Consider the following 10,068-nt stretch of genomic DNA (forward strand, 5'->3'; position numbering starts at 1 on the left):
CACGCGCTCGTGCCGGGCGGGCTGGAGGTCGACCACGGTGGCGTCTGACATGCGGCCCCCTTGAGTTGTCCCCGGGCGCGCGCCGGCCGGCACCATTTCCGGTGCCCCCGTGACGTCGCGACTGGATCGGGACCAATCCTGCTGGTAGACGGCTAACCAGCGGAGACACAACCGTTGCGGTCGTGTAAACCGGTGCCTACCGGACCCGGCGCACCCGCAGCAGCTCGGCCACCGACCACGCCTGGAACGGGCACCCGGTCGCCCGGTGCGGGGGGAGCCCCTCGGCCGTCTCGCTGACCGAGCCGAGGCCGAACTCGGTCAGGTGCGCCTCGATCCCGACGAACAGCTCGTCGACGGGGAGCTTGGCCCGCCGGCTCGCGTCCACGAACGGGCCGAGCAGCCACGGCCAGACGGTGCCCTGGTGGTAGGCGCCGTCCCGCTCGGCCGGGCCGCCCCGGTGCCGGCCGACGAACTCGGGCGCGTCGGGGGAGAGGCTGCGGGGGCCGAGCGGGGTGAGCAGCCCGGCGGCGACGCGGCGCAGCGTCGGCTCGTCCGGGTCCAGCGGGGCGTACGGGAGCGACCAGGCCAGCAGCTGGTTGGGACGCAGCAGGTCGTCGTCGTGGACGGCGGCACCGCCCAGCGGGTACGCGGGCGCGGGCGCGTCGACCACGTCGTGCAGCCATCCGGTCGGAGCCGGGAACCGCTCCCGGAAGGCGGAGACCGCCCGGTCGTGCAGCCGCCACAGCCCGGCGGCGTCCTGCCCGGCCTGCTCCGCCAGCTCGGCGAGCCCGGCCAGACCGTTGATCCACAGTGCGTTGACCTCGACCGGCTTGCCGGCCCGGGGCGTGACCGGCACCCCGTACACCCGGGCGTCCATCCAGGTCAGCGCGACGCCCGGGGCCCCCTGGGTGAGCAGCCCGTCCGCCGGGTCGACGACGATGCCGAACCGCGTGCCGGCCACGTGTGCGTCGATCACACCGCGCAGCCCGGGCAGCAGCTCCGCGCCCAGGTCGGTGTCACCGGTGACGGTCACGTGCCGACTCACCGCGTGCAGGAACCACAGCGTGCCGTCGACCGTGTTGTACTCCACCCGGCCGGTGTCGGCGGTGTTGGCACACATCCCCTCCGACAGCGTCGCCGCGTACGCCCGCAGCAGCTCGCGGCCCTCGTCCGCCCGGCCGGTGCACAGGAACAGCCCCTCGTAGGAGATCATCGTGTCGCGCGACCAGGCCCCGAACCACGGGTAGCCGGCCACCACGTCCGGGCCGCGGCCGGTGCCGATCACGAACGCGTCGGCGGCCAGGACGAGCGTCGCCTCGACCGGGTCGACCGGCTGCGCGGCCGCGACCACGGCCCGGTTGCGGGCTCGTGCGGCGGCAACCACCTCCGGCCCCGGCGGCGGCTCCTCGGCCAGGTCGCCGGCCCAGGCGAGCACCGAGACGGTGTCACCCGGCCGGTCCAGCGCACCGACGAAGCGGCCCGCGTACCAGAGATCCTCGTCGGGGTGCAGGCCGCGCGCGGCCTCCTCGCGGTGGTGCGCGCCGAGCCACCACTGGCCCTCCGGCACCCAGCCCGGCCCGGACAGCCGGAAGGAGCCCTCGACCACGGCGCCGTCGGCCACCGGGTCCATCCGTGGGGTGGGCCCGTCGGCGCGGCGCTCGCCGTGGGCGTCCCGCCAGGTGCAGGCCGCGGCCAGCTCCAGCCGGACCGGGCCGCCGGTCACCAGCCGGTGCACCACCGCGACGCACGGCCGGCCGTGCACCGTCGCCAGCTCCCGCTCGATCACCACGTCGCCGATCCGCCAGCGCCAGCGGGGCACCCCGTCGGTCAGGTCGAAGCGCTCCAGCAGCTCGAAGCCGCGCGGGTCCACGTCGCCGGACGCCCACTCGTGCGCGCCGAGCCGCACCCGCGCCCCCGAGGGGTGCACGACCGCCGGGTCGAGGCTCGCCAGTCCCACCCGTCGGGATGCCGGTGTCTCGCCGGCCACCACCAGCAGACCGTGGTAGCGGCGCGTGCGCAGCCCGGCGACCGTGCCCATGGCGTACCCACCGAGACCGTCCGGCACCAGCCACTCCCGGGTGGCGGCGCTGGCCAGCTCACCGCAGACCTGCGGACCGAAGGTGATGTCGATCAATTTCCCTCCACCGGCGGCGAGGTGTGACGCGGCACGAGAAGAATGGCCGCTGTGGTGAAGTACCCCGGCGGCGTCGAAGATGTGCCAGTGATCACCGACGTGTCGCCTCCCGACGCTTCCGCGCCCGACCCTGAGCGGATCCGGCTCGCCCAGGCCGACGCGGGGGAGCAGGAGTGGCGCGCATGGGGTCCCTATCTGTCCGAGCGGGCGTGGGGGACGGTACGGGAGGACTACAGCGAACACGGCACGGCGTGGGACTACTTCCCCCACGACCACGCGCGGTCCCGAGCCTACCGGTGGAGCGAGGACGGCATGGCGGGCGTCTGCGACGACCGGCAGACCTTCTGCTTCGCCCTGGCGCTGTGGAACGGCCGGGACCCGATCCTCAAGGAGCGCATGTTCGGCCTCGGCGGGGACGGCGGCAACCACGGCGAGGACGCGAAGGACTACTGGTGGTACGAGGACTCGACCCCCACCCACTCCTGGATGCGCTGGCGCTACCACTACCCGCAGGCCGCCTTCCCGTACGACGAGCTCGTCGCGGTCAACGCGCTGCGCGGCCGGGACGACACCGAGTACGAGCTGGTCGACACCGGGATCTTCGACGACGACCGGTACTGGGCGGTGACCGTCGACTACGCCAAGGCCGGCCCCACCGACATGTGCATCCTGATCACGGTCGCCAACCGCGGCGACCGGGCGGAGACCCTGCACGTGCTGCCGACGCTGTGGTTCCGCAACACCTGGGCGTGGGGGCTGCCCGGCGGCGACCGGGTGCCCCGTCTCGTCGGCTCGGAGGCCGGCGCGGCCCCCGGCGGCCCGGGCGCCCGGCTGGTCGGCGAGCACTGGGTGCTCGGTCAGCTCCTGCTGGAGGGGGACGGTGAGCCCACACCGCTGCTGTGCGACAACGACACCAACGCCGAGCGGCTGTGGGGACTGCCCAGCCGGTCCCGCTTTCCGAAGGACGGGATCAACGACCACGTGGTCACCGGCGCGCCGACCGTCAACCCGGCGCGGGAAGGCACCAAGGGCGCGCTGCACTACGTGCTGACCGTGCCGGCCGGCGCGCAGCGGCAGATCCGGCTGCGGCTGACCCGGACCGCCCCACCGCCCGCCGACACGCCACCCCCGCCGGCCGACCTCGGCGACGGCTTCGACACGGTGGTCTGGGCGCGGCGCGCCGAGGCGAACCGCTTCTTCGCCGGGGTGATCCCCCCGGCGGCCACCCCGGACGAGGCGCTGGTCGCCCGCCAGGCCATCGCCGGCCTGATGTGGGGCAAGCAGTTCTACCACTTCGACGTCAAGCGGTGGCTGGAGGGCGACCCCGGCTCCGCGCCACCGCCGGCCGGGCGCCGGCACGGGCGCAACAGCCACTGGTGGCACATGACCAGCTTCGACGTGTTCTCCATGCCGGACCCGTGGGAGTACCCCTGGTACGCCGCCTGGGACCTGGCGTTCCACTGCGTCAGCATCGCCCGGGTCGACCCGGGCTTCGCCAAGGAGCAGTTGCTGCTCCTGCTCCGCGAGTGGTACCTGCACCCCAACGGGCAGATCCCGGCGTACGAGTGGGCGTTCGGCGACGTGAACCCGCCCGTGCACGCTTGGGCGGCGCTCAAGGTGTTCGAGATCGACGGGGGCCGGGACCACGCCTTCCTCGCCCGGGTGATGCACAAGCTGCTGCTGAACTTCACCTGGTGGGTCAACCGCAAGGACACCGGCGGCAACAACGTGTTCGAGGGAGGCTTCCTCGGGCTGGACAACGTCGGCCCGTTCGACCGCTCGGCGGCGCTGCCGGTGGCCGGCGTGCTGGAGCAGTCCGACGGCACCGGCTGGATGGCGATGTACGCGCTCAACCTGCTCGACATCGCGATCGTCCTCGCCGAGCACGACCGCACCTGGGTGGACACCGCCACCAAGTTCTTCGAGCACTTCGCGTACATCGCCGCCGCCGCGTACGAGCAGGGGTTGTGGGACGACGAGGACGCCTTCTTCTACGACGTGCTGCGGCTCGCCGACGGCACGAAGGTGCCGCTGAAGGTCCGGTCGGTGGTCGGGCTGCTGCCCCTCGCGGCGGTCACCCGGCTCACCGCCCGCACCCTGCACCGGCTGCCCGAGCTGGGCGCGCGGCTGCGCTGGTTCCTCACCAACCGCCCGGAGTACGCCGACGTGATCGGCGCACGCCGGCTCGGCCCGGACGGTCGCCAGCAGCGGCTGCTGTCCATGGTCGGCCCGGAGCAGATCGTCCGGCTGCTGGCCCGGATGCTCGACACCGACGAGTTCCTCTCCGACTACGGGCTGCGGACGCTCTCCCGCGCCCACCTGGACAAGCCGTTCGCGGTCACGCTCGGCGGGCAGGAGTTCTGCGTCGGGTACGAGCCGGCCGAGTCGACCAGCGGCCTGTTCGGCGGCAACTCGAACTGGCGCGGCCCGATCTGGATGCCGACCAACTTCCTGCTGATCAGCGCGCTGCGCGACTACGCCGCCTTCTTCGGCGACGACCTCCAGGTCGAGTACCCGACCCGGTCCGGCGTGAAGCGCAGCCTCGACGAGATCGCCGACGACCTGTCCGCCCGGCTGATCTCCCTGTTCACCCGGGACGGCTGGGGGCGGCGCCCGATCTACGGCGCGGCGCAGCTCTTCCAGACCCACCCGGACTGGCGGGACCTGATCTGCTTCCCGGAGTACTTCCATGGCGACAACGGGGCCGGGCTCGGCGCCTGGCACCAGACCGGCTGGACCGCCCTGGTCGCCGACCTCATCCTCGACCTCCGCCGCTGAAACTTTAGTTCGAGCTATACTCCCTGCGTGTCGACCGAACCGAGATTCCGCTGGCGGATCAGGGTCACGGGCGAGGTCCGTGACTGGCTCCGTGACCTTCGCGCCGACGACGCTGGTTCGTACCGATCCGTCAACGTCGCGATCGACATGCTTGCCGAAAGCGGTCCTGGTCTCGGTCGTCCGCTGGTCGACACCCTCGCGGCTCCGAGATCCCGAACCTGAAGGAGTTTCGGCCGCGGTCCGGTCGGGACGTCGCGATCCGGATCTTATTCGTGTGCGATCCGTGGTCCCAGGCTGTGCTGCTGGTGGCAGGCAACAAGGCGGGAGACTGGTCGAAGTGGTATGCGCGGGCGATCCCCCGCGCGGAGCGGGCCTACGCTGACTGGCTGATCAGCGAGACGCGGCGTCGCGAGGAGAAGTGATGACTGATTTCCATGACTGGGAGGACGTCCGCGCGGAGTTCGACGACGGTGACGAGGCCGCGCTCGGAGCGGAGCGCGCCCGTACCGAAGCCTGGGCCAGCGCGTTCCACCTGGCGGAGGAGCGCAAGCGGCTGGGGCTGACCCAGCGGGACGTCGCCGCGGCGATGGGGGTGACGCCGGGCCGGATCAGCCAGATCGAGAACGGCGACCTCGACGTCAACGAGGTGGCGACGCTCGCGCGGTACGCGGAGGCCCTCGGCGCGAAGCTTCGCATCATCTTCGACTACGGCAACGACATGCGCCAGATCGCTTGATCGACGCCGAGGCGGGCGCCGCGCTGGAACTCGGCTGACCCGAGTGGCCGGAGACAGTACGGTGGCCCGGGCGACGAAGGGAGCGACGTGGCGGGTGACGTGGTGATCGAGCCGGGGCGGGTACTGGTCTTCGACGCCGATGACACGCTCTGGGAGAACAACGTCCTGTTCGAGCGGGTCATCGACGACTTCCTGGAGTGGGTGGACCACCCGACGCTGGACCGTACCGAGGTCCGCGCCATCCTCGACGACATCGAGCGGGCCAACGCCGTGACGCACGGCTACGGCAGCAAGGTCTTCCTGCGCAGCCTGGGGGAGTGCTTCGAGCACCTGCGGGAGCGGCCGGCCACCGAGGCCGAGCGGCGGGAGATCCAGGACCTGGCGGTCGCCCTGGTCGAGCACCGGGTGGAGCTGACGCCCGGCGTGGCGGACGCGCTGGACGAGCTGGCCGGCCGCCACGAACTGCTGTTGCTCACCAAGGGCGAACGGGAGGAGCAGCAGCGCAAGCTCGACGCGTCCAACCTGCTGCACCACTTCCGGGCCGCGCACATCGTGCCGGAGAAGACCGTCGACACCTACCGGTGGCTGGCCAAGGAGCACGACTTCGACCCGGCCGCCGGCTGGATGATCGGCAACTCCCCGAAGTCGGACATCCTGCCGGCCCGGGCCGCCGGGATGAACGCCGTGTTCATCCCCAACGAGAACACGTGGGTGCTGGAGCACGACGAGCTGGACCCGACCGACACCGGCGTCCTGCGCCTCGCCGCCTTCCCGGACCTGCTGCGGCACTTCTGATCCGCCGCCGCGGCGTAGTGCTGGCTTCGAGGGGAAACAGCGCTAGTTCGCGACCGCGTGTTACGCCGACATGCCGCTTTTTCGGCTTGACGTCAATCACCCTCCCGCGGCGGCTGTGGACCTTGTTCGAGCTGCGGAAACGCGCCTAACCTGATCCGGCGCTCACGGCTCTTCGGGGTGAGTCGGAGCGCGTGCAGTCCGGTTGTTGGGCACCGTGGAGCTGAGTGCAGGCGGGCCGGCTCGCTGTGGTGTGCCTGGCGTGGGCGTCGTGCCACGCCCGCGCGCCCACCATGGCGATGTCCGCTACCACGCCGGACGGCTGGGGGTCAGGGCCGGGGAGTTGCGGACCCGGTCCTGACCCGTTTTTCGGCGCTCGCCGGCAGTGTTACATCGACACGCCGAAGGCATTGATCCCAGAATGTCACTCTTTACGGGACAGTGCGGAAGAACGTCTCATGCCAGGATCGTGGCCATGAAGCGGAGAACGTTGATCCTCGGTGCGGCGGCCGGCGTGGCGGCACCCGTGGTCGCCGGCGTCGCTCCGGCCGTGGCCATGCCCTCCGACACCGACGCCGGCGGGGAGGTCTGGGCGCCGACCACCCAGCGCCGGCCGCGCGGCAGGACGAAGGCCGACCGGCTGACCACGCTGCCGACCGGCACGAAGCAGGTCATCATCGTGACCGGCACCAGCTACAGCACGACGTACGCGACCCTGGAGACGTTCTACCGGGTGGGCCCCCGCTGGTTCCCGGTCTCCGCGCCGCTGCCCGCCCGGATCGGGTCGAAGGGCTTCAGCGACAACCACGTCGAGGGCGTACCGACCACCCCGACGGGCGTCTTCGCGTTCGGCCCGACCATGTACGGCATCGGCGCCAACCCGGGCGTGCGCTACCCGTTCCACCGTCTGGTGACCGACGACTGGTGGAACGAGAACCCGGAGTCCCCGGCCTACAACACGTTCCAGCACACGACCACGAACCCGGGTGGCCACAGCGAGGCCCTCTGGACGGAGAAGCCGGCGTACACGCACTTCGCCGTCATCACGTACAACATGCCGCCCACCGTGGCGAAGCCCGTGCCGTACGCCGGCAGCGGCATCTTCCTGCACGAGTTCAGCACCGCGTCGGGCAACGCCACCGCCGGTTGCGTCAGCCTGTCCCACGACCACCTGGTCGGCGTCCTCAAGTGGCTGAACCCGACCCTCAAGCCCCGCATCGTCATCTGCCCGGCGCAGAACCTGTCCCGGTACTGACGGGCGTCCTGCCTCCAGAGCCGGCCGGGGGCTCAGGTGCCCGCGCCGCGCACGATGGCCACCGCCACCCGGCAGAACTCCTCCATGTCCGGGTTGAAGCCGGCCGCGATGTCGGGGTGCAGGCCGGCGCGGGTCTCGTCCAGCAGCCGCTGGCAGACCTGCTCGACCGGCTCACCGGCGTAGCTGGCCCGCACCCGTTCGGTCGCGGCCTGCAGCGCCGAGGTCAGCTGATCCTCCAGCGGGCCGCGCAGCTTCTCCTGCACCGGATCGCGGGGGTCCAGCGTGACGTGTGGTTCCGACATCGGCGCTCCCTTCCTCGGCGACCGCGGTACCCCACCGCGGCCGTCCGTCAAACCGCGGCCGGTACGGCCGCCACCCGTACCTGGTACGAGAAGTCCTCCGCCGGTTCCTCCGTGTACGACAGCTTCCGGATCTGCCGGTCGTCGTCGTAGAGGGCGACGTCCACCAGGACGCCGAGGTGGGCCAGGCCGATGCTGCCCACCCGCTTCTTGTCCTGGAGCACCGCGCACACCCCGCCGAGCAGGGTGCTCGCGTCGGAGGTGCGGTGCCCCGGCGGGCAGCGCAGCACGAGGTCCACCTCGATCGGCCCGGACAGCGGGGTCCAGCCGGTGCGCTGGGCCGCCGCACAGGCCGCCTGGAGCAGGGCGCGGACCCTCGTCGCCTGCCGGTGCCCGGCGGCGAAGATGGACAGCGCCTCGGTCTTGACCGGTGGCAGGCCGCTCACCTCGAACGTCAGGGCGAGAGCGCGGGTGTCCTGCACGACGGCACCTCCTCGTTGGGGACGATCCTGCCCAACCGGGGCTGCGGCGGTGGGAGTTCCCGCGAGAACCAACCGATCGGGCGGGCCGGGGTCGGCCGAGGCGTGTCGACGTCGATGGCGAACGCGCAGGTAAACGCTAGTCCACCCGGTGGTCGCCGGGTAACCGTCCGCTCACTCGGTGGGACGGGGCGGGAAGGCGCAGAACTCGTTCCCCTCCGGGTCGGCCAGCACCCACCAGCGGGTCTGGTCGGTCGGCTCGCGCAGCAGCGTGGCACCGGCCCGGATCAGGGCGGTCGGCTCCGGGTCGACCAGGTCCACGTCCCTGTGCATCCGGTTCTTGACCGTCTTGCGGGGACCTAGATTTGGTAAGAACCGACGGGCATGCTGATCGCTGTGGCAGCGATCGATCCCCAGGCCATGATCAGCGCGACGTATCCCCACGTCGCGCTGATCACGCGTATCAGTAAGGACAAGCACGGCAACGCGGAGACGTGCTTCGATCAGCAAGCGATCGGGCGGAGGTATGCCGAGGGGATGTGGCCGGGCGTTCCGGTGGTGGTGTACTCCGATCCGGACCTGTCGGCGTTCGACGACGATGTTCACCGGCCGGGTTATGAGGCGTTGAAGGGGGCCATCAGGGCGGGGCTGGTGTTGCACTTCTGGGCGGTGGAGCAGACCCGTATCGAGCGGCGGGAGGTGCCATGGTTCCAGATGGCGGCGCTGCTGGACTCGGTGGGTATCGAGTTGCTGCACACGCACCGCGATGGCGTTGTGCGGGTTCAGGACGAGGTGGCTGGTATCAAGGCGGTGCTGGCGGCGTCTGAGGTCCGCAAGATGAAGAAGCGCATCGCGGACAATTCGATGCGCAGGCGGCTCGTGGTGTTCCGCCCGGCTCGCGGCCCTACGGGTACGTGCACGGTCGTTTGGACAACGGCGATCGGACGTACGTGATCGTGGAGGATCAGGCGGCGGTGATTCGTGAGGCGGCGGGGCTGGTTCTGGATGGCTGGTCGTTGGAGAACATCGCGCGACGGTTGCGGGAGCGGGGCGTCCATGGCGCTCACCGGGTGAAGGTCCGTGATGAGGACGGCGAGGTCGTCACCGGCGAGGTGGTCGATGACTACATCGAGAAGGTGGTCATCGAGCGCGCCAGGCCGGGGTTGCAGCGGTTCGACTCCGACCGGGTGAAGGCCATCTGGCGGAAGCCGCTGCACGCCCGGCCTGGCGGTTGACGCTACGACGTGACGTCACGCGGGTGTGTGGTTCTCGCTGTCTGCTGACGGGGTGGTGTCGACTGGGCGTAGCTCGGCGGGGACGTCCCAGCCGCGGGCGACGAGTTCGGCGACCAGCCCCCGGCTGAGCCGGGGCCGCTGATCGGCGGGCATCGCCAGCCTGCGGCGGCGTGCGGACCGGAAGACCCGCATCGCTTGCCGGCCGACCAGCGACGGATCCTGCGCCGTAGGCGTGGTGGCGTGGCTCGCGCCGGGCCGAGCGCCGACGGCGACGGTGGACGCTGCGGCGCTCGGGTGGAATGCGGACTGTGGGTCTGGCGGTGCCTGGCGTTGAGGGGTTGGGGTTCCGGCGTCAGTGGC

The 10,068-nt window shown here is 71.4% G+C and carries 12 protein-coding genes; 7 read left to right on the plus strand and 5 right to left on the minus strand.

Annotated features, from left to right (window positions below; all coding sequences use genetic code 11):
• Positions 1–196 precede the first annotated feature (196 nt).
• A complete protein-coding gene (locus HCJ94_RS28840) occupies positions 197–2,134 on the minus strand; it encodes an amylo-alpha-1,6-glucosidase (RefSeq protein ID WP_168004160.1) in 1,938 nt (645 codons plus the stop codon).
• A 42-nt stretch (positions 2,135–2,176) separates the two neighbouring features.
• On the opposite strand from HCJ94_RS28840, the gene HCJ94_RS28845 reads away from it, so the two are divergent.
• The 5 genes from HCJ94_RS28845 (at position 2,177) to HCJ94_RS28865 (ending at position 7,695) form a co-directional block, all read left to right on the plus strand.
• Positions 2,177–4,912, plus strand: a complete 2,736-nt coding sequence (locus HCJ94_RS28845) for an MGH1-like glycoside hydrolase domain-containing protein (RefSeq protein ID WP_168004161.1) — start codon at positions 2,177–2,179, stop codon at positions 4,910–4,912.
• A 272-nt stretch (positions 4,913–5,184) separates the two neighbouring features.
• Positions 5,185–5,334, plus strand: a complete 150-nt coding sequence (locus HCJ94_RS31665; protein WP_444939645.1) for a hypothetical protein — start codon at positions 5,185–5,187, stop codon at positions 5,332–5,334.
• Positions 5,334–5,648, plus strand: coding sequence for a helix-turn-helix domain-containing protein (locus HCJ94_RS28855; RefSeq protein ID WP_168004162.1), 315 nt, complete (start codon positions 5,334–5,336; stop codon positions 5,646–5,648). The genes HCJ94_RS31665 and HCJ94_RS28855 overlap by 1 nt, the downstream gene beginning before the upstream one ends.
• Before the next feature lie 99 nt (positions 5,649–5,747).
• Positions 5,748–6,443, plus strand: coding sequence for an HAD family hydrolase (locus tag HCJ94_RS28860; RefSeq protein ID WP_168004168.1), 696 nt, complete (start codon positions 5,748–5,750; stop codon positions 6,441–6,443).
• 472 nt (positions 6,444–6,915) lie between these two features.
• Positions 6,916–7,695, plus strand: coding sequence for a L,D-transpeptidase family protein (locus tag HCJ94_RS28865; RefSeq protein WP_168004163.1), 780 nt, complete (start codon positions 6,916–6,918; stop codon positions 7,693–7,695).
• A gap of 32 nt (positions 7,696–7,727) precedes the next feature.
• Here HCJ94_RS28865 and HCJ94_RS28870 read toward each other — a convergent pair whose 3' ends face one another.
• The 3 genes from HCJ94_RS28870 to HCJ94_RS29770 all read right to left on the minus strand — a co-directional run bounded on the left by HCJ94_RS28870 (position 7,728) and on the right by HCJ94_RS29770 (position 8,953).
• The gene (locus HCJ94_RS28870; protein WP_168004164.1) at positions 7,728–7,997 is read right to left on the minus strand and encodes a hypothetical protein; all 270 of its coding nucleotides are present in this window, start codon (positions 7,995–7,997) and stop codon (positions 7,728–7,730) included.
• A gap of 47 nt (positions 7,998–8,044) precedes the next feature.
• Positions 8,045–8,476 (minus strand): RusA family crossover junction endodeoxyribonuclease, encoded by a 432-nt coding sequence (locus HCJ94_RS28875; RefSeq protein ID WP_168004165.1) that lies wholly within the window; start codon positions 8,474–8,476, stop codon positions 8,045–8,047.
• A gap of 171 nt (positions 8,477–8,647) precedes the next feature.
• A complete protein-coding gene (locus HCJ94_RS29770) occupies positions 8,648–8,953 on the minus strand; it encodes a VOC family protein (protein ID WP_309227476.1) in 306 nt (101 codons plus the stop codon).
• Here HCJ94_RS29770 and HCJ94_RS28885 point away from each other — a divergent pair.
• Both HCJ94_RS28885 and HCJ94_RS30655 read left to right on the plus strand, forming a co-directional pair.
• Positions 8,858–9,427 (plus strand): recombinase family protein, encoded by a 570-nt coding sequence (locus HCJ94_RS28885; RefSeq protein ID WP_240944599.1) that lies wholly within the window; start codon positions 8,858–8,860, stop codon positions 9,425–9,427. The two genes, HCJ94_RS29770 and HCJ94_RS28885, sit on opposite strands and share 96 nt — an antisense overlap.
• Before the next feature lie 2 nt (positions 9,428–9,429).
• The gene (locus tag HCJ94_RS30655; RefSeq protein ID WP_240944600.1) at positions 9,430–9,708 is read left to right on the plus strand and encodes a recombinase family protein; all 279 of its coding nucleotides are present in this window, start codon (positions 9,430–9,432) and stop codon (positions 9,706–9,708) included.
• Between the two features lie 15 nt (positions 9,709–9,723).
• Here the strand turns inward: HCJ94_RS30655 and HCJ94_RS30660 are convergent, their stop codons facing one another.
• Entirely contained in the window at positions 9,724–9,861 is a 138-nt protein-coding gene (locus HCJ94_RS30660) for a hypothetical protein (RefSeq protein ID WP_240944601.1), read from the minus strand.
• Positions 9,862–10,068 lie beyond the last annotated feature (207 nt).

The organism is Micromonospora thermarum, from assembly GCF_012034245.1.
In the GTDB taxonomy this organism is placed as follows: domain Bacteria; phylum Actinomycetota; class Actinomycetes; order Mycobacteriales; family Micromonosporaceae; genus Micromonospora; species Micromonospora thermarum.

What these genes read in the sequence shown, in the direction of transcription:
- HCJ94_RS28870 (WP_168004164.1), bottom strand. Translation starts at nt 7,997, where the DNA reads ATGTCGGAACCACACGTCACGCTGGACCCCCGCGATCCGGTGCAGGAG.
- HCJ94_RS28865 (WP_168004163.1), top strand. Translation starts at nt 6,916, where the DNA reads ATGAAGCGGAGAACGTTGATCCTCGGTGCGGCGGCCGGCGTGGCGGCA.
- HCJ94_RS28845 (WP_168004161.1), top strand. Translation starts at nt 2,177, where the DNA reads ATGGCCGCTGTGGTGAAGTACCCCGGCGGCGTCGAAGATGTGCCAGTG.
- HCJ94_RS28885 (WP_240944599.1), top strand. Translation starts at nt 8,858, where the DNA reads ATGCTGATCGCTGTGGCAGCGATCGATCCCCAGGCCATGATCAGCGCG.
- HCJ94_RS28855 (WP_168004162.1), top strand. Translation starts at nt 5,334, where the DNA reads ATGACTGATTTCCATGACTGGGAGGACGTCCGCGCGGAGTTCGACGAC.
- HCJ94_RS30660 (WP_240944601.1), bottom strand. Translation starts at nt 9,861, where the DNA reads ATGCCCGCCGATCAGCGGCCCCGGCTCAGCCGGGGGCTGGTCGCCGAA.